The 24,369-nt window shown below is 55.1% G+C and carries 18 protein-coding genes and 2 pseudogenes; 13 read left to right on the top strand and 7 right to left on the bottom strand.

Annotated elements, in window-relative coordinates; all coding sequences use genetic code 11:
• Positions 1-123: 123 nt before the first annotated feature.
• From ACR0EN_RS07345 to ACR0EN_RS07320, 6 genes are all read left to right on the top strand, one after another.
• Positions 124-2,430: a Tex family protein gene (locus ACR0EN_RS07345; protein WP_480585950.1), complete on the top strand. Its 2,307-nt coding sequence runs from the start codon at positions 124-126 to the stop codon at positions 2,428-2,430.
• A 209-nt stretch (positions 2,431-2,639) separates the two neighbouring features.
• The gene (locus ACR0EN_RS07340; protein ID WP_170393897.1) at positions 2,640-4,220 is read left to right on the top strand and encodes an ABC transporter substrate-binding protein; all 1,581 of its coding nucleotides are present in this window, start codon (positions 2,640-2,642) and stop codon (positions 4,218-4,220) included.
• A 149-nt stretch (positions 4,221-4,369) separates the two neighbouring features.
• Positions 4,370-5,935 (top strand): ABC transporter substrate-binding protein, encoded by a 1,566-nt coding sequence (locus ACR0EN_RS07335; RefSeq protein ID WP_170625689.1) that lies wholly within the window; start codon positions 4,370-4,372, stop codon positions 5,933-5,935.
• Between the two features lie 88 nt (positions 5,936-6,023).
• Positions 6,024-7,001 (top strand): ABC transporter permease, encoded by a 978-nt coding sequence (locus ACR0EN_RS07330; protein WP_170393893.1) that lies wholly within the window; start codon positions 6,024-6,026, stop codon positions 6,999-7,001.
• Positions 6,998-7,948 carry an ABC transporter permease gene (locus tag ACR0EN_RS07325; protein ID WP_170818341.1) on the top strand — a complete coding sequence of 317 codons (951 nt, stop codon included), beginning with the start codon at positions 6,998-7,000 and terminating at the stop codon, positions 7,946-7,948. Before ACR0EN_RS07330 ends, ACR0EN_RS07325 begins: the two co-directional genes overlap by 4 nt.
• Before the next feature lie 4 nt (positions 7,949-7,952).
• Positions 7,953-9,665, top strand: a complete 1,713-nt coding sequence (locus tag ACR0EN_RS07320; RefSeq protein WP_480585946.1) for an ABC transporter ATP-binding protein — start codon at positions 7,953-7,955, stop codon at positions 9,663-9,665.
• A 31-nt stretch (positions 9,666-9,696) separates the two neighbouring features.
• Here ACR0EN_RS07320 and ACR0EN_RS07315 read toward each other — a convergent pair whose 3' ends face one another.
• Complete coding sequence (locus tag ACR0EN_RS07315) at positions 9,697-10,434, bottom strand: creatininase family protein (protein ID WP_170511900.1); 738 nt, start codon at positions 10,432-10,434, stop codon at positions 9,697-9,699.
• A gap of 45 nt (positions 10,435-10,479) precedes the next feature.
• A complete protein-coding gene (locus ACR0EN_RS07310) occupies positions 10,480-11,250 on the bottom strand; it encodes a transporter substrate-binding domain-containing protein (protein ID WP_170393886.1) in 771 nt (256 codons plus the stop codon).
• Between the two features lie 120 nt (positions 11,251-11,370).
• Between ACR0EN_RS07310 and ACR0EN_RS07305 the strand changes: the two genes are divergently transcribed.
• From ACR0EN_RS07305 to ACR0EN_RS07285, 5 genes are all read left to right on the top strand, one after another.
• On the top strand, positions 11,371-12,111 hold the full coding sequence (locus ACR0EN_RS07305; protein WP_170407352.1) for an amino acid ABC transporter ATP-binding protein: 741 nt from the start codon (positions 11,371-11,373) through the stop codon (positions 12,109-12,111).
• A 10-nt stretch (positions 12,112-12,121) separates the two neighbouring features.
• Positions 12,122-12,883 (top strand): amino acid ABC transporter permease, encoded by a 762-nt coding sequence (locus ACR0EN_RS07300; protein ID WP_170393882.1) that lies wholly within the window; start codon positions 12,122-12,124, stop codon positions 12,881-12,883.
• A gap of 10 nt (positions 12,884-12,893) precedes the next feature.
• Positions 12,894-13,229: a carboxymuconolactone decarboxylase family protein gene (locus ACR0EN_RS07295; protein WP_170422754.1), complete on the top strand. Its 336-nt coding sequence runs from the start codon at positions 12,894-12,896 to the stop codon at positions 13,227-13,229.
• Positions 13,230-13,270: 41 nt separating this feature from the next.
• The gene (phnY, locus tag ACR0EN_RS07290) at positions 13,271-14,719 is read left to right on the top strand and encodes a phosphonoacetaldehyde dehydrogenase (RefSeq protein WP_170818343.1); all 1,449 of its coding nucleotides are present in this window, start codon (positions 13,271-13,273) and stop codon (positions 14,717-14,719) included.
• 140 nt (positions 14,720-14,859) lie between these two features.
• Entirely contained in the window at positions 14,860-15,873 is a 1,014-nt protein-coding gene (locus tag ACR0EN_RS07285; protein ID WP_480585942.1) for an NAD-dependent epimerase/dehydratase family protein, read from the top strand.
• Between the two features lie 63 nt (positions 15,874-15,936).
• On the opposite strand, the gene ACR0EN_RS07280 is transcribed toward ACR0EN_RS07285, so the two are convergent.
• Positions 15,937-17,019, bottom strand: a complete 1,083-nt coding sequence (locus ACR0EN_RS07280) for a DegT/DnrJ/EryC1/StrS aminotransferase family protein (protein WP_170596636.1) — start codon at positions 17,017-17,019, stop codon at positions 15,937-15,939.
• Between the two features lie 232 nt (positions 17,020-17,251).
• Positions 17,252-18,205 (bottom strand): Gfo/Idh/MocA family protein, encoded by a 954-nt coding sequence (locus ACR0EN_RS07275; protein ID WP_480585939.1) that lies wholly within the window; start codon positions 18,203-18,205, stop codon positions 17,252-17,254.
• 163 nt (positions 18,206-18,368) lie between these two features.
• Between ACR0EN_RS07275 and ACR0EN_RS07270 the strand changes: the two genes are divergently transcribed.
• Positions 18,369-19,871 (top strand): glycosyltransferase family 4 protein, encoded by a 1,503-nt coding sequence (locus tag ACR0EN_RS07270; protein WP_480585936.1) that lies wholly within the window; start codon positions 18,369-18,371, stop codon positions 19,869-19,871.
• 8 nt (positions 19,872-19,879) lie between these two features.
• On the opposite strand, the pseudogene ACR0EN_RS07265 reads toward ACR0EN_RS07270, so the two are convergent.
• Positions 19,880-20,386 (bottom strand): annotated as a pseudogene (locus ACR0EN_RS07265) (UDP-N-acetylglucosamine 2-epimerase).
• Between the two features lie 26 nt (positions 20,387-20,412).
• Here ACR0EN_RS07265 and ACR0EN_RS07260 point away from each other — a divergent pair.
• Positions 20,413-20,722, top strand: a pseudogene (locus ACR0EN_RS07260) (transposase); the annotation flags it as partial.
• Positions 20,723-20,796: 74 nt separating this feature from the next.
• Here ACR0EN_RS07260 and ACR0EN_RS07255 read toward each other — a convergent pair.
• Both ACR0EN_RS07255 and ACR0EN_RS07250 read right to left on the bottom strand, forming a co-directional pair.
• Positions 20,797-23,589: a bifunctional aconitate hydratase 2/2-methylisocitrate dehydratase gene (locus ACR0EN_RS07255; RefSeq protein ID WP_170818347.1), complete on the bottom strand. Its 2,793-nt coding sequence runs from the start codon at positions 23,587-23,589 to the stop codon at positions 20,797-20,799.
• A 291-nt stretch (positions 23,590-23,880) separates the two neighbouring features.
• Positions 23,881-24,369, bottom strand: coding sequence for a sarcosine oxidase subunit gamma (locus ACR0EN_RS07250; RefSeq protein WP_480585931.1), 489 nt, complete (start codon positions 24,367-24,369; stop codon positions 23,881-23,883).

Below are 24,369 nucleotides of genomic sequence, written 5' to 3'. Positions count from 1 at the left end.
GTGCAGATCACCGCGTAAGGGTCGTGCATTTTTTGTGCAGAGGTGCTTTTAGCGGTACAGCCTCTTCCCCTTGCGCGTGCCGGTAGCTAAGACGATTTTCCAACCGCAAGTCAGGAGGCCCCTTTGGACCGTATCACCCGCACCATCGCCACCGAGATTAACGCCCGCGCGGAACAGGTTGGGGCCGCGGTCAGGTTGTTGGATGAAGGTGCGACCGTGCCCTTTGTCGCCCGTTATCGGAAGGAAGTGACCGGCGGGCTGGATGATACCCAATTGCGCACCCTTTCCGACCGACTGAATTATCTGCGTGAGCTTGAGGCCCGGCGCGAGGCGATTCTGTCCTCGATCAAGGATCAGGGGAAACTGACGGACGATCTGGTGAAATCGATCGCCCAAGCCGAAACCAAGGCGCAGTTGGAAGACATTTATCTGCCGTACAAGCCCAAACGCCGGACCAAGGCGATGATTGCCCGCGAGAATGGTCTGGAGCCGCTGGCCGATGCGATTCTGTCGGACCGGTTGGCTGAACCAGAAGGGCTGGCTGAAGGGTATCTGATTGAGGCTGTCCCCACGACCAAAGACGCGCTGAATGGTGCACGGGACATCATCACAGAGCGGCTTACCGAAAACGCTGCTTTGCTGGGAGAGCTCCGAAACTTCATGCAACGTGAGGCGTTGCTGAGCGCAAAGGTCGTCGAGGGCAAGGAACAGGAAGGTGCCAAGTTCAGCGATTACTTTGATCATTCCGAGCTTTGGTCGAAAACCCCGTCGCATCGAGCGCTGGCAATGCTGCGCGCCTCGAAGGAAGGGATCGTAACGCTAGACATTGCTCCCGAACCCGAAGCGGGCGCCGCGCGGGCCGAGGCCATGGTTGCGGCTCATCTGAACACGCGCGGTGATACTCCTGGTGACAAGTGGCTACGCAAGGTTGCGGGCTGGACATGGCGGGTCAAGCTGTCGCTGTCGATGATGGTCGAGCTGATGGCCGACCTGCGCAGCCGCGCACAAGACGAGGCAATTCAAGTGTTTTCGCGCAACCTAAAGGATCTGCTATTCGCTGCTCCGGCGGGGGCACGTCCGACGCTTGGGTTGGATCCCGGCATTCGCACCGGGGTTAAAGCCGCCGTGGTGGATGCAACCGGCAAGGTGGTTGCAACGGATACGCTATATCCGTTTCAGCCCAAGAATGATCTGCGTGGTGCACAAGCGGCAATCCTGAACCTTATCGCTACACATAAAATCGAGCTTATTGCCATCGGCAACGGCACAGCCAGCCGCGAGACTGAGCGTTTGGTGGCGGATACGCTGTCGCTTCTGCCCAAGACCGTCAAAGCACCGACCAAGGTCGTCGTTTCCGAGGCTGGAGCCTCGGTCTACTCGGCATCCGAGCTTGCCGCGCGCGAATTTCCCGACCTCGACGTCTCGCTACGTGGAGCGGTCTCGATTGCCCGCCGGCTACAGGATCCCTTGGCTGAACTGGTCAAGATAGAACCCAAGAGCATCGGCGTCGGCCAGTATCAGCACGATGTGGATCAGCACCGCTTGTCACAGTCACTGGAGTCGGTGATCGAAGATGTGGTGAACGCTGTGGGCGTGGATCTGAATACCGCTTCAGCCCCCTTGCTTTCGCACGTCTCAGGTCTGGGACCGGGATTGGCCGAGGCGATCGTCACGCACCGAGATATTCATGGTGCCTTTGCGTCTCGCAAGGATTTGCTGAAGGTGGCCCGCCTTGGTCCGCGCGCCTTCGAGCAGTGTGCAGGTTTCCTGCGAGTTCGTGACGGGTCGGAACCTCTGGACGCCTCCTCGGTTCACCCCGAGGCTTACGATGTCGCCCGTCGGGTAGTGGCAGCATGTGGGCGCGACATTCGCCAAATCATGGGGCATGAAGGCGCGCTGAAAGACCTGCGCACCGAGCAGTTTGTGAGTGACACCTTCGGCTTGCCAACGGTTCGCGACATTTTCACCGAATTGGAGAAGCCCGGCCGAGACCCGCGACCCAGTTTCAAAACGGCGTCGTTTACGGACGGGGTTGAGGAAATCACGGACCTGAAGCCCGGCATGGTGCTGGAGGGTACCGTCACCAACGTCGCCGCCTTCGGCGCGTTTGTCGACATTGGCGTGCATCAGGACGGGTTGGTTCATGTCAGCCAACTGGCCGATCGGTTCGTGAAGGACCCGCATGAGGTGGTCAAAACCGGGCAAGTTGTCAAAGTGACGGTGGTCGAAGTCGACGTTCCACGTAAGCGCATTGGGCTGTCCATGCGCAAGGACGGTGGTGCTTCGGCACGCGAGGGCAATGCACTTCGTGGCAAGGGCAAACCGGCACGAACACCCAAGCCAGGGGAACAGCGGCGCAGCCATGGGGGTCAGAGCACCCAGAACGGGGCCTTTGGTGACGCTCTTAGAGACGCCTTCAATAAACGTTAGGCGGCAACCCTGTCATAGGGCTAAATACGAGGCGTGTTTCTGCAAGACCTACATTCACCTAAGCCCCGGCAGACAGAAAGAAAAGCAGGGCGCTAACATTCGGGTGTTGCAACTCGGACCATGATCTGGATGATGCTGGCCCATGATGGCCGAAAAATTCGGCCAACCGTATGAAAATGCGGCCACAACAAAAAATGGGGAGACGACTTATGTCATTCAAAACTCTGATGCTTGCCGCCAGTGCAACGGCGATGATCGCGGCGGGCGCTTCGGCGGAGACGCTGCGATGGGCCCGTGCAGGTGACGCGCTTACGCTGGACCCGCATGCACAAAACGAAGGCCCGACCTCGGCCATGGCGCACCAGATCATGGAAACGCTGGTGATGCGTGATCACTCAGGTGCACTGGTTCCATCGCTGGCGACCGAATGGGCACCATCGGAAGAAAATCCGAATGTCTGGGTGTTCAAACTGCGCGAGGGCGTTACCTTCCACGACGGTGCCGAGTTCGACAGCGAGGATGTCGTGTTTTCGCTGAACCGCGCGATGACGCCGGATTCGGATTACAAAGAACTGCTGGCGTCTGTGAAAGAGGTGCGTGCGCCCGACAAGTTCACGATCGAGATCGAAACTGACGGCCCGAACCCGATCATGCCCAACAACCTGACCAACATGTTCATGATGGACAAAGGTTGGGCCGAGGCAAACAACGCTGTCAAGGTTCAGGACTATGAGGGCGGCGAAGACACGTTTGCGGCCAAGAACGCCAATGGCACCGGTCCCTACAAGCTGGTCAGCCGCGAGCCGGACGTGAAAACCGTCCTGGCCGCCTATGACGGCTATTGGGGCAAGGATGAGTTCCCGCTGCAGGTGACCGAGATCATCTATACGCCGATCCAGAACGCCGCGACCCGTGTTGCCGCGCTGCTGTCGGGTGAGGTTGATTTCATTCAGGACGTGCCCGTACAGGACCTCGAGCGTGTAGCCGGAACCGATGGTCTGGACGTACGCACCGCGCCGCAGAACCGGGTGATTTTCTTTGGCATGAACATGGGCGATGCTGATCTGACCTCGGACAATGTGGATGGTAAGAACCCGCTGGCTGATGTCCGCGTTCGACAGGCGATGTCAAAAGCGATCAATCGCGATGCGATCAAACAGGTCGTGATGCGTGGTCAGTCTGCTCCTGCTGGCATGATCTCACCTCCATTTGTGAATGGTTGGGATGCAGATATGGATGCGTCCTCGTCAACCGATATCGAAGGGGCCAAGGCGTTGATGGCCGAAGCAGGCTATCCTGATGGATTCTCGCTGACCCTGAACTGCCCGAATGATCGCTACATCAATGATGAGGCGATCTGTCAGGCAGCGGTTGGAATGCTGGCCCAGATCGGCGTCACAGTTAACCTGGACGCCAAACCGAAAGCCCAGCACTTCCCGTTGATCAACAACCTAGAAACAGATTTCTACATGCTGGGCTGGGGTGTTCCGACTTATGACTCGGAGTACATCTTCAACTTCCTCGTCCATTCGAAGGGCGAAAAGTACGGCTCGTGGAATGGCACACGCTATTCCAACCCGGATCTGGATGCCAAAATCGTGGCCCTTGCCTCTGAAACTGATCTGCCCGCACGTGATCAGCAGATCGGTGATATCTGGCAGGTTGTTCAGGACGAACAGCTTTATATCCCGATCCACCATCAGGTGCTGAACTGGGGCATGAAATCGGGCGTGGGTACCATCGTCGAGCCGGAAGATTCACCGAAGATCAAATACTTTGAGATGAACTAAACTATCCTCTGTGATGGTATGCAGGGCGCGGAAACGCGCCCTGTTCTTGTTTGCGCCGTCGGTAACGGACCTGTGATCTCGGCGCAGGAACGGCTTTACGTGGCAGCGAAAAAGCTGGATTGTTTCAGCGCTAACAGGGAGATTTCGCCATGATCCTCAGAAACAGTGCAATCGGCCTGACCATGTTGCTTGCAAGCGCCGCGCAGGCGGCCGAATTCAAGTGGGCCTCGACCACCGATCCGCAGACGATGGACCCTCACGCGGTCAACTCGGCCCCAGTTCTCGGGTTCCTGAACAACGTCTACGAAGGGCTGGTCCGCCGCGGAAAGGATATGAGCGTTGAGCCCGCGTTGGCTGTCAGTTGGGAGCCGATCGGCGACGGCGAAGGATGGCGGTTCAATCTGCGTCAGGGCGTGACTTTTCACGACGGAAGCAGCTTTGACGCGCAAGATGTGCTGTTCAGCTACCAACGCGCCTCGGGTGAGGCGGCGGACACGCGTAGCTGGTTCGCTCCTGTCAGTGAAGTCATCGTAGTTGATGACTACACAGTTGATATCATGACCACAGCACCTAACCCGCTGTTTCCGTCATCGATTGCCAACTGGATGATCATGGATCAAGACTGGACTGAGGCCAACGACGCCGTGGTCCCCGACAAAGAAACCGGAAACTACGCCACCATCAACGCCAACGGCACTGGCGCGTTCAAGGTGACCGAGCGCGAGCCGGGTCTTAAGACCGTGTTGGAGCCTTATGAAGGCTGGTGGGGGGATGTTGAACACAACATCACCCGTGCAGAATTTAATCCGATCCAGAATCCTGCCACCGCCGTAGCGGCGCTGCTATCGGGCGATGTGGACATGATCAACCCGGTCCCCATTCAGGACGTCGCACGGCTGCAGCAGAACGCAGACGTCGATGTCATCCAGGGCATTGAGGCGCGCGTGATCATGCTGGGCTTCGACCACGAGGCTGACACGCTGAAATACACAGACGATGCGGGCAAACCCAACCCGTTCCGTGACGCGCGCGTGCGGCAGGCAGTTGCGCAAGCGGTGAATGTCGACGCCATTCTGGCCACGATCATGCGCGGAAATGCCGAGCCCGCATCGCAGCTTGTCAGCCCAGCCATGAGCGGGTTTTCCGAGGCCAACGCCGGACGCCCCGCGTTTGATGTGGAAGCTGCCAAGTCCCTGCTGGCCGAGGCCGGATATGCAGATGGTTTCTCATTTGGCCTGAAATGCCCCAATGACCGCTATCTTAATGACGAGGCCGTCTGTCAGGCCGTCGTTGGTATGCTGGCTCAGATCGGGATCACCGCCGAGCTGGACGCGATGCCAGTGCGGAACTATTGGCCGGAACTGCGCGAAGATAATTACGACATGTACCTGCTGGGCTGGAGCCCCGGTACGTTCGACGCCGAGCATCCGGTCCGGTTCCTTGTCGCAACCCCGAACGAAGAGAAAAAGCTGGGTAGCTGGAACTTCGGCGGCTTCTCGAATGCACGTGTCGATGAGCTGTTGCCGATGATCCAGTCAGAACTGGATGAGGCCAAGCGTCAGGCGATGCTGGACGAGGTTACCCAAATCTATCAGGACGAACACGTTTATGTGCCGATGTATGTCCAGCCGTTGGTTTGGGGCACGCGCAGCAATGTCGAGGTCACGCAGCGTCCGGACAACTTCTTCCTGCTGCGTTGGGTGAATGTGAATTGATCGGCGGCAACGTCGCGTTGGGTTGACAGCACTCTCTTGACCATCTGGTCAAGGTCGGCCTAGAGAGACCGATCTACGAGGGAAACATATGTTCGCATATATCGTCAGACGGATGTTCCAGTCCGTCATAGTGCTGTTGGTCGTGGGGTTGGTCGCCTTTTCGATGTTCCGATTTGTTGGCGACCCGATCGACAACATGCTGGGTCAAGAGCGCACGCAGGCCGACATTGACCGCCTACGGACCGAGCTTGGGTTGGACCAACCCTTTGTTGTGCAATACGCCAAGTTCCTGCAAGGCGCTGTTCAGGGCAATTTCGGTGTGTCTTATCGCCAGGGGCGACCGGTCTCGACCATCCTGGTGGAACGCGCCCCGGCGACGTTGGAATTGGCCTTTGTGTCCGGCTTTCTTGCGATCACGATGGGCATTGCCCTCGGTGTCTTTACTGCAATCCGACGACAAGGGATCGCTGCCAATGTGATCATGACTGTTTCCTTGATCGGGGTTTCGCTGCCGACGTTCCTCATAGGTATCCTGCTGATCTATGTTTTCTCGGTTGAACTTGACCTACTGCCCAGTTTCGGGAGGGGCGAGACCGTTATGATTGGCAGTTGGTCCACCGGGTTTCTGACGACCTCGGGGCTCAAGGCGTTGATATTGCCTGCAATCACGCTGGGCCTCTATCAAATGACACTGATCATGCGGCTTGTCCGGTCCGAGATGCTGGAGGTTCTGCGCGCTGACTATGTCCGCTTTGCCCGCGCCCGAGGGCTGTCGGACCGGGTGATCAATTTCCGCCACGCGCTGAAGAACACTCTTGTGCCGGTGATCACCATCACGGGCCTTCAGCTGGGGTCGATCATCGCTTTTGCCATCATCACCGAAACGGTGTTCCAATGGCCGGGCGTCGGCTTGCTGTTCATCAACGCGATCCAGTTCGTGGATATCCCCGTTATGGCTGCCTATCTGATGCTGATCTCAGTGATGTTCGTGACAATCAACCTGATTGTCGACCTTCTGTACTATGCCATTGACCCGCGCCTGCGTGTCGACGCGAGGGCCACATGACCGAAACGATGGGAACCCCGAAAGTCGCGCCTAAATCGCGTTTGGCTAAATTCTGGGACAGCGATTTCGCCTGGTCTTTCCGGCACTCTCCGGTAGCCATGATCGCATCTTTGGTCGTGGTCATTCTGGTGCTGGCGGCGATCTTTGCCCCGCTGATCGCGCCATATAACCCGTTCGATCCAGCAACACTGAACCTGATGAACGGGTTCACACCGCCAGGTACGCCCAATGCGTTCACGCAAGAGACCTTTTTGCTAGGCACGGATGACCAAGGGCGCGATGTGTTCTCGACCATCCTCTACGGGTTGCGCATTTCATTGTTCGTAGGTGCCTCTGCTGTGCTTCTTGCCTTGATCATCGGCGTGATCCTCGGTCTGATCGCTGCGTATTTCGGAGGTTGGATCGAGACGCTGATCATGCGTATCGCAGACGTGCAACTGACGTTCCCGGCCATTCTGGTCGCAATGCTGATCTTTGGGATTGCCAAAGGAATCACTCCGCCGGAATACCGCGATGAGATGGCAATCTATGTTCTGATCATCGCGATTGCGTTGTCGGACTGGGTGCAGTTCGCACGCGTCGTCCGTGGTGCTGCTCTGGTCGAGAAAAACAAAGAATATGTACAAGCCGCGCGCCTGATCGGGCGTGGATCGTTCCCGATCATGTTCCGTCACATCCTACCCAATGTCCTTAGCCCGGTTCTGGTCATCGCCACCATCTCGCTGGCGCTGGCGATCATTGCTGAGGCCACATTGAGTTTTCTGGGTGTGGGCGCTCCCCCGACCCAGCCGTCGCTGGGAACACTAATCCGGATCGGGCAGGGATTCCTGTTCTCGGGCGAATGGTGGATTTTGTTCTTCCCGGCCTGCACGCTTCTGGCACTCGCCCTGTCGGTCAACTTGTTGGGCGACTGGCTGCGCGACGCGCTGAACCCAAAACTGCGGTGATTTCATGAGCCTTCTGACCATCCAAGACCTCACCGTCGAATTCCCGACCCGCCGTCAGCTATTTACCGCAGTGGACCACGCCAGCCTTTCTGTAGAACCCGGCGAAATCCACGGGCTTGTGGGCGAATCCGGGGCAGGTAAATCCACCATCGGCGCTGCCGTGATGGGCCTTCTGGAACGCCCAGGTCGCATCGCCAGCGGCCAGATTAGGCTGGGCGGCGATAAGATCAGCGGCATCGATGCCGAGGCGATGCGCGGGCTACGCGGCAAGAAGATCTCGATGATCTTTCAAGACCCGCTTACGTCGCTGAACCCGCTATTTACAGTGCGCGAACAACTGGTCGAGACGATCCAGGCCCATCTGGGTGGATCCGAGGCCGAAGCAAGCAAGCGCGCCCGTGATTTGATCGACCGCGTTGGCATCCCAGACCCGGATACTCGGCTGGATCAGTACCCGCACCAGTTCTCGGGCGGCATGCGGCAACGCGTGGTGATTGCTCTGGCACTTTGCACCGAACCGGATGTGATCATCGCCGATGAACCCACGACAGCTTTGGATGTTTCGGTTCAGGCCCAGATTCTGGACCTGATCAAGGAACTGGCACAAGAGCGTCAGGTGGGTGTCATCCTGATCACCCATGATATGGGCGTGATCGCCGATACAACTGACCGCGTGACCGTGATGTATGCGGGCAAGGTGGTTGAAAGCGGCACCACGGCACAGGTGATGGGCCAGCCGCAACACGAATACACCAAGTCCCTGATCGCAGCCGTACCACGCCCGACGCTGAAACTGCATCGCTTCCCTCAGATCAGCTATGGCGGGCGTGAAACGCGTTTCGCGATCGAGGATATGGCACGCCACTGGCCCAAGGTGGATAACGACGCCAGCAAACCGATCTTTGAAATCCGCAACCTGACGAAGAAATTCCTGCAAAAGCGTGGATTACTGCCTTGGGATCGTACCTACTTCACCGCTGTCGACAACGTCAGCTTTGACATTCGCGCAGGTGAGGTCTTTGGGGTTGTCGGTGAGTCCGGATCGGGCAAGTCCACCGTCGCGCGGATGATTGCGGGGCTCTATCCTGTGGATGGTGGCACCATCACCTTTGACGGGCAAATGGTAAGCGATCTGAGTAATCGTACGGTGCAGGAAGAGTACCGCAAAAACATCCAGATGATCTTTCAGGACCCCTACTCGTCTCTCAATCCGCGTATGCGGGTGGATGAAATTGTGGCGGAGCCGATCCGCCATCACCGCCTGATGGAAGGTGCCGACGTCAAGCGCCGCGTGGACGAATTGCTGGATCAAGTGGGTTTGGGGTCAGAGGCCGGGCTGAAATATCCGCATGAGTTCTCGGGCGGTCAGCGCCAGCGCATCTCGATCGCACGCGCACTGGCGACACAACCCCGGTTCCTGATCTGCGATGAGCCCACAAGCGCGCTCGACGTTTCGATCCAGGCGCAGATTTTGAACATCCTGAAAGACCTGCAAGAGCATCTGGGCCTGACCATGCTGTTCATTAGCCACGACCTACCTGTGGTGCGCCAGATGTGTGACCGAGTTGCGGTCATGAAACAGGGACAAATCGTCGAGGTTCAGGACACCAGCGATCTGTTTGCCAGTCCGAATACCGAATACGCGCAAGAACTGTTGCGGTTGATGCCGAAACTCGATGACCTGTCGACTGACGGGCTTGGGGTCGAAGCGGAATAAGGCCGCTACACCCGTTGCAGGCGCTCCGTGACTAGAAGCCTTGTTCGAATGCCCGGAACTCGGCAGCGATAGCCGCTGCTGCTATCGCCAGCAGACGCTCGCCATCCTGAGGATTGGCCAAAGCTGAATGCGACCCAACGCGGCCATCCGGGAAGTCCGCGCGATGCTCGTCGGGTGGACCATGGCGATCACCTGCGTGATCCCGGATGTATTCGGCGCTGAGTTTCTGGGGCGGCTCAGCGGCCTGATTGGCAGGCAATGGTCCAAGCAAAGACTGGGTTATGGCAATCTCCGAGGGGGTGGCGTGCATCCCTTCCCAATCTCCATAGAGCTGCTGTCGCAGAACATTCACTGCGTTCGGCTCCCACCAGCTACGGATCAGCAATTGACCACCGGCAATTTCGCTTTCGATCTGCCGAAGAGGCGCCAGATTGGCCCCGTGCCCATTCACTATGAACACTCCAACGAAACCTTGCTCCAAGAGCCCCCGGATCACCTCATCTGCGATGGTGCGAAAGGTTTCGGCTGAAATAGACACCGTTCCGGGAAATCCCGCGTTGAAAGGCGCTGGCGTGTAGGCCAGCGCCGGAGCGACGATACCCTCGCATTGCATGGCGGCAGCGAGTGCGACAGCCTCGGCGCAAATCGTGTCGGTGCCAATGCGACCCATCGGGCCGTGCTGCTCGGTCGATCCAACCGGCAGCAACACGGCCGCACCGGCATTGATACGAGTGTCAACCTCGTACCATGTCATGTGCTCAAGTTTCATGACTTTGAAAACTCTCGCAGGCGCTCCAGTTACTAGGGCCTCTGATCAGAGACCCCAGCGTTCCCGGTTTTCGTCAAAAAAGCCTTGGGCTTTTTTCACTTCAATCCAGTTGTTCACATAGTTGATCCAGACCTGATCACTTTGCGGCAACAGCATCGCGATAGGAGAAGGAGAACGCGGCCCGGCATTCTTGACGCGGACGACCGGGAACTTTGCTTCAAGGGTCGATCCCTCGATATTCGAGGTTATGAACACATCTGCACGACCGGCCAAGACCTCCTGAAAACCACGCGCGGGGGCTTCGACTACTTTGATATCCGCATCGGGGAACCATTCGCGCACGCGCTTTTCAAAGGTGGTGCCCAGAGTAGTAGCAACCTTCACGTCTGGCTTGTTGATCGAGTCGTAGCCATCAAATTTGTCGGCCTTTTCCTTGGTTGTGTAGGGAAACAACTCAACCGCGATGTAACTGTCGGAAAACCCTGCAACTTTCATGCGCGGAGGTGAGATAGAAGCCGAACCGGTGATGTGGTACTTCCCCGCTACCACACCATTGACCAATGTTTTCCAGTCGGTGGGCACATATTCGACCTCAACACCCAGATCAGCGGCCAGCGCGTTCATGATGTCGATATCATAGCCTTTATAGCTGTTAGTCGCCGGGTCGCGCAGTGACATCGGATTCCAGTCACCGGTTGTCCCCACTTTCAGCACGCCGTCATCCAAAATTTCATTCAGAGCCGACTGTGCTTGCGCAGCGCCGCTGATCACAAGACCGAGCGCAGCCGCAGCCGCGACTTTAACAAAACGTTTCATGTGGTTCTCCCGTTGGTGGCGTTAGTCTTTTATTACGACATTGCTTCTTGATTTAAGCGTAAAGAAAAAGATAACCTCAAGCAACTAATTAACTCATAGTAATCACAAGTGGGCCAGCAGATGCCAAACGCAGCGATCGAGCTTGTCGACGTAGACAAGTGGTTTGGCACATTTCACGTGCTCAAGAACATCAACCTGACAGTCAACAGTGGTGAAAAGGTTGTGATCTGCGGCCCATCCGGATCGGGTAAATCAACGGTCGTAAGATGCATCAATCAGCTTGAGAAACATCAAAAGGGCACCATCCGCATCGATGGGGTCGAACTGAACGATGATGCCAAATCTGCAGCCACCATCCGGTCAGAAGTTGGCATGGTGTTCCAGCAATTCAATCTGTTCCCGCATCTAACAGTGCTGGAAAACCTGACCCTTGGCCCCATCAAGGCCCGCGGGTTGAGCCGAAAAGAAGCCGAAGACAAAGCGCGCCATTACCTCGAACGTGTTCATATACCCGATCAGGCCGACAAGCGCCCGATACAGCTTTCGGGTGGACAGCAGCAGCGAGTGGCAATTGCCCGTTCGCTTTGCATGGAGCCCAGGGTCCTTTTGTTCGACGAACCCACCTCAGCGCTCGACCCTGAGATGATCTCCGAGGTGCTCGACGTGATGGTTGAACTTGCCGAGGAAGGCATGACCATGGTTGTGGTGACCCATGAGATGGGATTTGCCCGAAAAGTGGCCGACAACATGGTGTTCATGGATGCAGGCGAGATTGTCGAACAAGGTAAGCCCGAGCATTTCTTCACCAATCCAAAGTCTGAGCGGTGTCAGAAATTCCTGAGCCAAATTCTGCAGCATTGAGTTGGGTCCGATGAAAAAAACACTTCTCTTCCTTCCCCTTTTCATGCTGATCACGGGCTGTTCGTCCTCACAGACCTGGGGTTGGTACGTCATCGATCCAACCACGGCTTCAGGCTGGACCAATGTAAAATTCCTGATTTCGGGCATGGGTGCAACCATTCAGATTTCGCTGATTGCGGCGATTTTGTCGATTGTCATTGGATTGCTGGTTGCCCTGCCGGGTCTGTCGGAAAAGCGCGGCTGGCGGCTGGTAAACCGCGTATATGTCGAATTTGTCCGCTCGATCCCTCTGTTGCCTATGCTGTTTTGGGTGTTCTACGGGTTGCCGATTGTCTTTCAGTCGATGGGTATGGACATCCCAATCGATCCCTTCTGGGGCGCAATTATCACCCTTGCGATATCGGACAGCGCCTTTACCGCCGAGATCTACCGTGCCGGTATACAATCTATCGCAAAAGGGCAAAGCGAGGCGGCGCAGACGATTGGCCTGAACTATTTTCAGACCATGCGCTATGTGATCCTGCCGCAAGCGATCCGGCGCATTCTGCCGCCGCTGGCCAACCAGTTCATCTACATCGTGAAGATGAGCGCATTCGCCAGCGTCATCGGCATGCAAGAACTGACACGCCGTGCGAATGAGCTGGTAGTGACGGAATACCGCCCGCTTGAGATCTATACCTTGTTGATCTTCGAGTATCTGGTGCTGGTACTGATCATCAGCGCCGGTGTGCGTTGGCTCGAGCGCCGGATGGGCGCAGATGAGCGCGGATAAGGAGCATAAGATGGACTGGAAAGACTTCATGGCCGAGACCGAGGCCAATATTGGTGCATTCTCGAAAGAAGTGCCCGAAACCGTGCGTGGTTTCGGCATCATGGGTAAGGCGGCCAAAACAGATGGTGCGCTGAGTGAAAAGACAAAGGAATTCATGGCGTTGGGGATTGCCATCGCGACGCGCTGCGACAGCTGCATCGGTTTTCATGTCCGCTCATTGGTGCGGCTGGGTGCGACCCGCGAAGAGCTGTGCGAAGCGCTGGCAATGGCCACCTATATGGGCGGCGGCCCGTCTTACGCCTACAGCGCCAAGGCGTTGAAGGCGTTTGATGTGTTTTCAGAGTAATAGACCGGTACGCGGTCCGATTTCATTGGATGGTTCTTGCCATGGCAGTCACCGAAATCCGTAATGAAGGGATGCGAATTGGTGGCGAGATCATCTTTACCGCTGAGACCATCCCGGTTCACTACCCCTATACCAATGAGGTCGTGGGCCATGTGCCCGCAGGGCAGGCTGAACACGCGCGCCGCGCCTTCGAAATTGCGGCCCACTACAAGCCCGAACTGACCCGCTATGAACGCAGCCAAATCCTGCAACGGGCTGGAGAGCTGATTGGTGAACGTCGCGATTACCTCAGCAAATGGCTGGTGCTTGAGCTTGGCATCTGCCATCAACACGCGATCTACGAGACCAAGCGCGCGCAGGATGTCTTTCAATTTGCGGCGGCCGAGGCACTGAAGGATGATGGCGAAATCTTTGCGTGCGATCTGACCCAAAATGGTAAAGCCCGCAAGATTTTCACGATGCGCGAGCCTGTGACCGCGATCAGCGCGATCACTCCGTTCAACCATCCACTCAACATGGTCAGCCACAAGGTTGCTCCGTCGATCGCCACCAATAACAGCATGGTCTGCAAACCGACCGAGTTGACGCCTCTGACCTGCCTGTCGCTGGCCGATATTCTTTATGAGGCAGGCCTGCCACCTGAGATGTTTCAGGTGGTCACTGGCTGGCCACAGGACATTGGGAATGAGATGATCACCAATGAAAACATCGACATCATAACCTTCACCGGTAGTGTTCGCGTGGGCAAGATGATCGCAGAGAAGGCGGTTTACAAACGTCAGGCGCTGGAGTTGGGCGGTAATGATCCACTGATTGTTCTGAATGACCTCAACAATGCCGATCTAGACAGGGCCGCAACGATCGCCGTAGCCGGGGCCACCGGCAATTCGGGACAGCGCTGCACTGCGATCAAGCGAATTCTGGTGCAAGAGAGTGTCGCGGACACCTTCGTGCCTTTGGTGCTGGAGAAGGCCAAAAAAATCAGGTTCGGAGATCCGCAGGATCCAGAGACCGAGCTGGGTTGCGTGATCCACGAGGAAGCGGCCAAGCTTTTCGAAGATCGTGTTCACTTGGCCCAGAAAGCGGGAGCAGAAGTCCTTTACCACCCTGGACGTCAGGGCGCGCTGCTGCCGCCGATCGTGGTCGACGACGTTCCCCACGACTCTGCGTTAGTGATGGAGGAAACTTTCGGCCCCATTATTCCCATCATTCGCGTGCCCGACGACGATGACGAGGTCATGCGCATCTCGAACTCTACTGTGTACGGCCTGTCGTCGGGGGTATGTACCAATGACCTGAACCGCGCAATTGCCTATATCAATGGGCTGAACGTGGGCACCTGCAATATCTGGGAACAACCCGGATACCGTATCGAAATGTCCCCCTTTGGGGGCATCAAGGATTCGGGCAATGGTGTCAAAGAAGGGGTCATCGAGGCCATGAGGTTCTTTACGAATGTCAAAACCTACTCGCTTCCTTGGCCCGGTTGAAGGCTTGTTGAAGATTGCAATGCACACCACCAGTGATGCATGCTCGCTCAGCCAAGAAATGACCGCTTGAGCCCTTCGGCTCTTGGCGTCATATGTGCCTTCGAACGCACGCGCGATGCCCCGAAACAAGGAAATACCTCATGCAAAAGGTTCTGATCACAGGTACTGCCGGATTTATCGGGTTCCATCTTGCCAAACTTTTGCTTGAGAACGGTTGCCGGGTTCATGGCTTTGACGGGATGACTGATTATTACGATGTCCGCCTCAAACAGAGCCGACATGCGCTGTTGCTGGAGAACCCAAATTTTTCGTGCGATGAAGGGATGCTGGAAGATACCGCCAAGTTCGACCAGATCGCTGATGCTTTTGAACCGGACGTGATCATCCATCTCGCAGCGCAAGCTGGCGTCCGGTATAGCCTGGAAAACCCGCGCGCCTATGTCGAAAGCAATGTTGTCGGGACGTTCAACGTTATGGAAGCTGCGCGGCGGCACAAAGTGCGGCATCTGCTGATGGCTTCGACTTCGTCGATCTACGGGGCAAATCCTGACATGCCCTTCGACGAGTGCGAAAAAGCAGATCATCAACTCACTATGTACGCAGCCACCAAAAAGGCAAATGAAGCGATGGGACACTCCTATGCCCATCTTTGGAATATTCCGACGACAATGTTCCGCTTCTTCACAGTCTACGGTCCTTGGGGGCGCCCGGACCTTGCGTTCTTCAAATTCACGGACGCGATCCTCAACGACCGCCCGATAGACATCTACAACCACGGCGACATGTATCGTGATTTCACCTATGTGGATGACCTGGTGCGCGCAATCTCTCTGCTGATCGACGTTGTGCCTGTTCGCCCCAAAGCCCCCGAAGACATCGCCGAAGGTGACAGCCTGAGCCCGGTCGCTCCCTATCGCATAGTGAACATTGGAAATTCAGACAAAGTGCGTTTGTTGGATTTCATCGGCGCCATCGAAGAAAGCCTCGGCAAACCCGCGATCCGAAACTATATGGAGATGCAGTTGGGCGATGTGCCTGCAACTTGGGCCAATGCCGATCTGCTGCATCGCCTGACCGGTTATCGCCCAAAAACCGAAATCAGGGACGGCATACAGGCCTTCGTGGACTGGTATCGCGCATATTACGGTAAATAGAACCTGCGAACCTGCCTAAACCTGAATTCGCCGGCCCCAGCACCGATTAAACCGTCAGCGCGATCAGATCGCTTTTTTCAGTGCCTCGATTATCTGCTCTTGCGAATTCTCCTGCAGATACGGGTGCATCGGCAGGCTAATCACTGTTGCGGCGGCCTGATCGCCAACAGGCAAATCGGCATTTGGGTCAGAAACAGCTGGTTGCTTGTTCAACGGCAGTGGATAATGCACAGCGGTCGGAACCCCGGCGTCTTTGAGCTTAGCTTGCACATCCTCACGATTGTCCACGCGTATCGTGTACTGCGCCCAGGCGCTGGTCGCCCCCTCCATCAGCGTCGGAGCGGCGATATTGGTTTCCTTCAGTAGCACTTTGTAACGGTCCGCGACGGTGTCTCGCAGGACCAGTTCATCCTCGAAAATATCCAGCTTGCACAGCAGGATCGCAGCCTGCAACGTGTCCAGGCGGCTGTTAACGCCAACCCTGATATGGTGATAACGCCGGTCCTGCCCGTGCCGGGCAATCTGGCGAAGAATGATGCTCAGATCATCGTCCGAGGTGAAGATAGCACCACCATCGCCGTAGCAGCCAAGGGGTTTCGATGGGAAAAAGCTGGTGCAGGAAATCGTTGACAGGTTTCCTGACCGTTTGCCACGCAAAGATCCGCCAAAGCTCTGAGCAGCATCCTCGATGACAGGTAAGCCGTTTGCCACAGCTACCTCGTTAATTCGTTCGAAATCAGCAGGTTGGCCATACAGCGACACCGGTATAATTGCCTTTGTCCGGGGTGTGATCGCAGCGTCAAGCTTGTTGGGATCAAGGTTATAACTAGTCTGGTCGATATCGACATAAACCGGCTTTGCGCCCAGCAATCTGACGGCTTCAGCCGTGGCGATATATGAAAATCCGGGCGTGATGACCTCATCCCCCGGCCCGACTTCAAGCGCCATCAAAGCAATTTGCAATGCATCCGTTCCATTCGCGCAGGTGATGCAATGTTTAGCTCCCGTAAAGGCAGTCAGCCGTGCCTCTAGTTCAGCCACTTCTGGGCCAAGAATGTACTTTCCATGCGCCAACACATTGGCAATGCCAGCATCAAGCTGATCCTTGATACGTTTCTGTTGTTCCGCCAGGTCAATAAATTGCATCGCTAAAACGCCCTATTGGTTCTTGAGGAATTTCTGCAAGCTGTACCTCTGCAGTTTCCCATACATAATCCGGCACCGCTCGACCATGTTTATTCGTCGGCAAAGACTTAATACAACGGGTCTGTTTGGCACGAATTACCGCAGTACTAATAACTGGGCGGACCGTTTCCCTGTATTGCCCAGTGCCCAAAACGTCATGGGTGGTGGGATAACGTGCAGACGATCCGTTTGATCAGAGTACCGTGCTGCTCATCAGCTTCGGATGCTGCTCACCTTTGCTTGCTTCGATCGAGGCATTGCGGATATGGCTGACCATCGCAATTGCAGGCCGGTTTTCATTCAATCCAAACCCGTTCCCGTTCAGAATCTCTTCGTAGCTTCGCGTGTGCAAGTTGGCAAATCCGCCCGAGAATTCGATCTCTTCCCCATCAATAGTGATGGAGCGATAGGTTCTGGCTCCGGTTTCTCGCGCCTCTGCCGGAACGTCATTTACGTCCAGCGACAAGAACCAACGGCACCGGGCGTGTTCAAACTCAAGATAGCCCGCGGCCTTGGTCGGGGCATTGAGATGCACATGGTTCGCCTGAAGATCTCCGAAGAGGAAGTGCAGCATGTCAAAGAAATGCACGCCGATGTTGGTGGCAATACCGCCAGATTTGCGGACATCCCCCTTCCAGCTCTCCAGATACCAACGTCCACGGGAAGTGATGTAAGTCAGATCGACCTCGTACTTGGTATCCTTGGGGCTGTTTCGAATCTTGTCCCTCAGAGCAATGATCGAGGGATGTACGCGCAACTGCAGGATCGTGTTTACGGTCTGTCCAGTCGCTTGCTCAATCGCTTCCAGGCCATCGATATCCTCTGGGTTCAACACCAGCGGCTTCTCACAGATCGCATCGGCGCCAGAACGCAATGCAAACCGCATGTGGCTGTCATGGAGGTAATTCGGCGAGCAGATCGAGACATAGTCAATTTTGCCCGCTTCGCTGCGACGTAACATGTCAACATAGCGATCAAAACGCTCGAACTCTGTGAAAAAATGTGCATCGGGGAAGTGGCTATCGATAATCCCAACGGAGTCGCTTGTGTCCAGAGCAGCCAACAACGTGTTTCCGGTATCCGTTATCGCCTTCATGTGGCGCGGCGCGATGTATCCTGCGGTTCCTATCAATGCAAAGTTGCTCATTCGGTGCGTCCCAAGTGCTCAAATTGTGCTACAGCGCTTCCAAGAATTTCTTTGGGAAGTCAAGAGAGGAAGGCATTTCAAGCATCGCCAATGACGCTGGAAACCCCGATCAACCTCTGTTAGAGCGGTTCGGAATTGTCAAAGCTAGATTGATCTTCGACCGATGTCAGACACCCGCGCAAAATTTAAAAAAACCGTATTCTGTCTTACCTACCACGAGATAACGGCGGATGCGCGCGTTCTTAAAGAAGCGCGCGCGCTTCAAGCAGCGGGCCATAACGTACATATCTTCTGCGACTGGCCAGGGGGCTTGCCGCAAGAAGACAGCATCGATGGCATTCGGATCACTCGATTCAACTGGCAGTCTTGTGAGAACATCACTGAAAATTTGCTTGAACGTTTCTCGTTTATGGAGGGCACGTCCGCTCAAGTCGAGCAACGTGTCGTACCGTATGTCGAATCCGCTATTCAGCTGAATTCTTTGAAAACCTGGTTGAAGACTTTTCTGACGGACGAAGACGTCCAAAAGCTTGACCCTATGTACTACAAAAACTTCGGCGGTGATGAAAGGCGGGCTAGAAAACTCGTACACAAGCGGCTGCTTTGGAAAACACGGCTTGGACTTGGATTTGGAAAAGGCCCGAAAAACCTCAAGTCATTTATGTTGATGGCCCGAAAAGTCAGAGAAAATTTCTTTAAACTCTATCAGTTGGAATCATTGATTTACGCAGAAAACCTTTGCCACCTTAAATTTGATGAGGTCCCTGACGTCATCCACGCTCATGATATATATTGTCTCCCTGCAGGCGTCGTACTTGCCAGGCAGTTCAACGCAAAACTTGTTTATGACGCCCATGAGTATGAGCCCGCGCGCGCTACAAAGAACCCGTCGAATGGATCGAACTTCGCCGAAAGCCTAGAAGACGATTGCCTCCCCTTCGTCGACTATATGATCACCGTATCGTCGTCCATCGCAGATTTGTATGCCAAACGCTTCAAAGATAGTCCGACACTTATCCTCAATGCTCCAGAGATAGATGTCGATTACATGGAGAGTCGTAATAAACAGGAGTTGGATCAGCTTTCAATCCGTGCTCAGGCAAACGTTGCTGACGGGTCGCCCTTGATTATTTTTACTGGCGGCATTCAAACGTCACATCGTGGGCTAGATAAAGTCCTTGAGGCTCTGGTTCAACTTCCTGAGGTCAAGTTAGCTACGATGGGGCCACGAAACCATAGAAACGACAAGTGGTTCATGAGTGTTGCTCATGACTTAGGAGTGGATGATCGCGTTACCTTGCTTCCACCAGTGGCTGCTCCAGATGTACCCATAGCGATTAGTACCGCAGATGTTGCCGTCATTCCGATTCAAGATGCGTCATTAAGCTATCGGTTTGCAATGCCCAATAAGCTGTTCGAAGCCGCGTTTGCAGGATTGCCGATCTGCGTCTCCGATCTTCCCGACATGCGCCGTTTTACAGAATCGCTCGGTTTGGGGCGAGCAATGGATGAAACCGACCCCCAGAGCATTGCTGAAGCTATTCGGGATGTCCTTGATCATCCTGAACGCTTTACGTTGAGCGCCGACAACAGAATGAAGCTTTGGGAGTCCTACAGCTGGCCCGCGCAAGCCAAGAAGTTGGCGGCGCTCTATGACGGTATTTAAGACGGTATTTAAGCTCGCGCGGCCAATATCTGTGCGATTTGTTGTGATGCGGTTCCATCACCATAGATTTCCACCTGATTTCCGGTAGTCCCTATCGCACTGACGGTTCCACCTTCGATATTCCCTTCCATGGGCGAATCGACACGATTCCAGCCGCTTTCATCAAGCTCAATCGACCCTGTTTCCGTTCTAATAGTGACGCATGGGACGCCGTAGAGATACGCTTCTTTCTGCATTCCGCCAGAGCCCGTAGAAACCAGCACCGCATTGCTTTCTAGAGCGACCATATCCAAGTACCCGACTGGGTTTATCGTTTAGACATATTCGAATTTACGACCGATTCCATTTATCCTTGCGGCAGTACGTTGATGAAATGGCAAGACAACCGGATTTTGTTTCGCAACCGCCTCCAGACCATCCACAATGCTTGTCAACGTTTCTAGCGAACCCGTATTTTTAGCTCTATGGATCGTCGCGAGTATGAATCCCTTTGCGTCAACCCCAATGTCAGTCAAGATCGTTGATTTCTGCTTGGACTCACCTCGCAGATCGCGGCTCTGATGCAAACCAGTTCAGGGAGTCTTCACAAGACAAGGGGGTACGCGCTGGCATTCCAGGCCGAAAGCAACAAAGTACAACTTCAAATACGACAAACGCAGATGCAAGCGGCAAAACCGCGTTGAAATCATGTTCGGCAGGCTCAAGGGCTGTAGACGCGGCGCAACGCGCTATGAAGGCTGCCCAAAGGTCTTTCTCGCAGACATCGCTCTCGCGGAAACCGTCTCTATTGGTTGGGGATCATGACCCTACTGAAATGGCTAAATCTCATTCCGCAATACAAGCATTGCTAGACTTATCGATTCAGAATGGATTCTATTAGACAGCATAAGGCCGGTGCGCCTGAGCGGCGACCGGCCTTTTCCAATCAGAAATGTGCCGAATTGGAATTTGCGGGCTTGGCGACCGGAGGTGCAAAGCGGGTCAGGTCGATCCCTTCGACAGCGGCCTTGTATTCCTCGATTTTCGGAGTTCGCCCGAGGATGGCAGACAGTACAACTACCGGTGTGGAAGCCAGAAGGGATTCACCTTTCTTATCTTCCGAGTCCTCGACAACACGCCCTTGGAACAAGCGAGTAGATGTCGCCAGAACAGTATCACCTTTCTCAGCCTTTTCCTGATTACCCATGCAAAGGTTGCAGCCCGGACGCTCAAGATACAGCGTATTTTCGTATTCGGTTCGCGCTGATGTCTTGGGGAAAAGATCGTCGAATTCGAAACCGGAATATTCCTGAAGAATGCTCCACTCACCTTCTTCCTTTAACTCATCAACGATGTTGTAGGTTGGTGCCGCGACGACCAGAGGGGCTTTGAATTCAATCTTGCCCTCCTTCTTCTCAAGGTTCTTAAGCATCTGCGACACGATGATCAGATCACCCTTGTGGACCATGCAAGACCCGACAAATCCCAGATCCACTTTCTTTTCCCCTTTGTAGTAGGAAACAGGCCGGATCGTATCGTGCGTATAACGCTTGGAGACATCCGCGTTGTTCACATCAGGGTCGGCGATCATGGGCTCGTTGATCTCGTCCAGATCAACGACCAGCTCGGCAAAATACGCGGCATTTTCATCCGGCCTCAGGGCTGGAACTGCGCCGGATCTGATCTCGGCTATACGTGCGTCGGCTTTGTCGATCAGGCCTTGCAGGATCCGCGCCTCATTCTCCATGCCCTTGTCGATCATGATCTGAATCCGACCTTTGGCGATTTCCAGTGACTCGATCAGGGTCTCGTCTTCGGAAATACAGATCGAAGCCTTCGCCTTCATCTCGGCCGTCCAGTCGGTGAAGGTAAAAGCCTGATCCGCCAGCAGGGTTCCGATATGAACTTCGATAATACGCCCTTGGAACACGTTATCGCCGAAAGCCTTCAGCATCTGCGCCTGTGTCGCGTGGACCACGTCGCGGAAATCCATGTGATCGGCCATTTTGCCTTTGAACGTCACCTTCACGGATTCCGGAATGGGCATGGTTGCTTCGCCCGTGGCCAGTGCCAAGGCAACGGTGCCCGAATCCGCCCCGAAAGCCACACCTTTGGACATGCGCGTGTGCGAGTCGCCCCCAATGATGATGGCGCGATCATCCACGGTGATATCGTTCAGAACCTTGTGAATCACGTCGGTCATCGAGTGATATTCACCCTTGGGATCGCGCCCTGTGATCAGGCCGAAATTGTTCATAAACGCCATCAGTTTGGGGATGTTGGCTTGCGCCTTCTTGTCCCAGACCGAGGCGGTGTGGCAACCGGACTGATACGCACCATCGACGGTTGGAGAAATCACGGTCGCCGCCATCGCCTCAAGCTCTTGCGAGGTCATCAGGCCAGTGGTGTCCTGCGATCCTACGATGTTGACCTTGACCCGTACGTCCGACCCGGCGTGCAAGACCGTGCCTTCCACTACTCCCAAAGCGTTGCGGTTAAAGATCTTTTCGACCGCGGTCAGGCCCTGTCCATCTCGGCTGATCTCTTTCGAAGGCGCAAATGCCGACTTCAGCTCGACTCCCAGTGTCTGTGCTGCAAATGTTTGCAACTTCTTGCCGAACACGATGGCGTAGGATCCGCCGGCCTTCATGAACTCCTGCTTTTGCGGAGTGAAGGACGAGGCAATATCAACAAGCTCTTTGGCGCCATCGGCGTCATAAAGCTTTTTGTCTTTCGTATTGATTGTGAGCACTGTCCCGGTTTCGACCGAGTACTTTTGCTCCAGGATAGGGCTGTCGTCATTGTTGAGGATCGGATTCCCCTCGGAATCGACTTTCTTGACCCAGTTTTTCAGGTCGATACCAATCCCGCCCGTCACACCAACGGTGGTCAGAAAGATCGGAGAGATACCGTTCGTGCCGGCCACGATCGGGGCAATGTTTACGAATGGCACATATGGGCTGGCCTGCTTACCGGTCCAAAGCGCCACGTTGTTGACGCCCGACATCCGGGACGAGCCAACTCCCATTGTCCCTTTCTCAGCAATCAGCATTACGCGTTTATCTGGGTGCTGGCGCTGTAATTCTTGAATCTCGTCTTGCGCTTGCTGCGAGATTAGGCACTTGCCATGCAGCTCCCGATCCGAGCGCGAGTGTGCCTGGTTGCCCGGCGACAGCAAGTCAGTCGAAATATCGCCCTCGGCAGCGATATACGTGACAATTTTGATCTCTTCCTCGATATCGGGCAGCTTGGTGAAGAACTCGGCCCGCGCATAGCTTTCAAGAATGTCGCGCGCGACCGGATTTCCGGCAGAAAACGCCTCCTTCAAACGATCCGTATCAGCCTCATATAGGAAGACCTGTGTTTTCAGCACTTCGGCCGCCTGCCCTGCGATCTCGGGATCACCACCCAAAGCCAGATCAAGAAGAACCTCAACCGAAGGACCGCCTTTCATGTGCGACAACAGTTCAAAGGCAAAGGGTACTGAAATTTCGTCAACCAGCGCTTCGCCCAGAATGATCTCTTTCAAAAAACGCGCCTTCTCGCCAGCGGCGCTGGTCGTGCCGGGCAGCGTATTATAGATGAAATAGTTTAGAGAATCCGCACGATGCGCATGATCGACGTCCTTGATCTGTTTAACAAGCTCTTTGACAAGCGCGCCGTCATCAATCGGTTTCGGATGCAGACCCTGCGCTTTGCGGGCTTCAATTTCGTCGAGGTAGTTGGTGTAAAGGCTCATGGCTCGTTCCGGTATATGTGGCTCGATTAGCAGGGGCTCAAAGACGTTATGAACGCCCGAGGATCCTAATTGTATGCGGCGGTATACTAAATGATCAGAACTTGCAAGCCTTGCACCTGTGGCGCGATGTCCCGTCTAAAAGCAACACTTCACAAAGGATTTTGTGCCAGCCAATGACTTTCGATAAATCCGATAGGTCCTTATCTGAACCCTGTTCCCAGACGATACGCATATAGACCGCCGAGATAATGAATAGCCATAAGGCGTAAACCGCCCCTGCTTCGAATTGCGTCAGGCAGTTGCTCGGGTCAGATAATCCTGAACCATGTCGCCAAAACTCTGTTCAACCGCAAACTCAAAACCGCCCTCGTAGCGCATCACAAGTGCTTTTAGGCCAAACAACTCGGAATAGGTTACTGCGTCTTCATCAAAAGCAGTGACATGCAGATCAAGCGGGCAGGCAATAGCCATCACTTCAGCGGCTTGGGGTCCGGCGACACTAAAGAAGGTAAGGGTGTCCGATATCCGCACTATACTGATGTCCGCAGGGCAATCCGTTGGTTTGAGCTGTGCTTCCAGTGCCTCTTCCAGTTCCAGCGAAGCACGTACAATCCAGTGATTGCGTCCAATGTGATATACCTCAAACGCTTCCTGCATCGCCCTCGTGTTGGGGCGGCTTGGCAGAGAAAATTCGGCCCAATTTTGAACGACCTCGGGATCCCCTTTGAGGTCAAACAGCGCATTCAGGGTTTGGCGTTCGATCTTGACGTCGTAGCTCAT

The organism is Ruegeria sp. AB7 (assembly GCF_056542625.1).
Note: the sequence above shows the minus strand (reverse complement) of the source record. Positions and strands in the feature narration are given on the sequence as shown.

Coding starts and splice junctions, on each gene's coding strand:
- ACR0EN_RS07315 (WP_170511900.1), bottom strand. CDS start 10,434: ATGAAACTTGAGCACATGACATGGTACGAGGTTGACACTCGTATCAAT.
- ACR0EN_RS07295 (WP_170422754.1), top strand. CDS start 12,894: ATGGACTGGAAAGACTTCATGGCCGAGACCGAGGCCAATATTGGTGCA.
- ACR0EN_RS07340 (WP_170393897.1), top strand. CDS start 2,640: ATGTCATTCAAAACTCTGATGCTTGCCGCCAGTGCAACGGCGATGATC.
- ACR0EN_RS07335 (WP_170625689.1), top strand. CDS start 4,370: ATGATCCTCAGAAACAGTGCAATCGGCCTGACCATGTTGCTTGCAAGC.
- ACR0EN_RS07275 (WP_480585939.1), bottom strand. CDS start 18,205: ATGAGCAACTTTGCATTGATAGGAACCGCAGGATACATCGCGCCGCGC.
- ACR0EN_RS07305 (WP_170407352.1), top strand. CDS start 11,371: ATGCCAAACGCAGCGATCGAGCTTGTCGACGTAGACAAGTGGTTTGGC.
- phnY (WP_170818343.1), top strand. CDS start 13,271: ATGGCAGTCACCGAAATCCGTAATGAAGGGATGCGAATTGGTGGCGAG.
- ACR0EN_RS07320 (WP_480585946.1), top strand. CDS start 7,953: ATGAGCCTTCTGACCATCCAAGACCTCACCGTCGAATTCCCGACCCGC.
- ACR0EN_RS07310 (WP_170393886.1), bottom strand. CDS start 11,250: ATGAAACGTTTTGTTAAAGTCGCGGCTGCGGCTGCGCTCGGTCTTGTG.
- ACR0EN_RS07250 (WP_480585931.1), bottom strand. CDS start 24,369: ATGAGCTACGACGTCAAGATCGAACGCCAAACCCTGAATGCGCTGTTT.
- ACR0EN_RS07330 (WP_170393893.1), top strand. CDS start 6,024: ATGTTCGCATATATCGTCAGACGGATGTTCCAGTCCGTCATAGTGCTG.
- ACR0EN_RS07280 (WP_170596636.1), bottom strand. CDS start 17,019: ATGCAATTTATTGACCTGGCGGAACAACAGAAACGTATCAAGGATCAG.
- ACR0EN_RS07300 (WP_170393882.1), top strand. CDS start 12,122: ATGAAAAAAACACTTCTCTTCCTTCCCCTTTTCATGCTGATCACGGGC.
- ACR0EN_RS07285 (WP_480585942.1), top strand. CDS start 14,860: ATGCAAAAGGTTCTGATCACAGGTACTGCCGGATTTATCGGGTTCCAT.
- ACR0EN_RS07270 (WP_480585936.1), top strand. CDS start 18,369: ATGTCAGACACCCGCGCAAAATTTAAAAAAACCGTATTCTGTCTTACC.
- ACR0EN_RS07325 (WP_170818341.1), top strand. CDS start 6,998: ATGACCGAAACGATGGGAACCCCGAAAGTCGCGCCTAAATCGCGTTTG.
- ACR0EN_RS07255 (WP_170818347.1), bottom strand. CDS start 23,589: ATGAGCCTTTACACCAACTACCTCGACGAAATTGAAGCCCGCAAAGCG.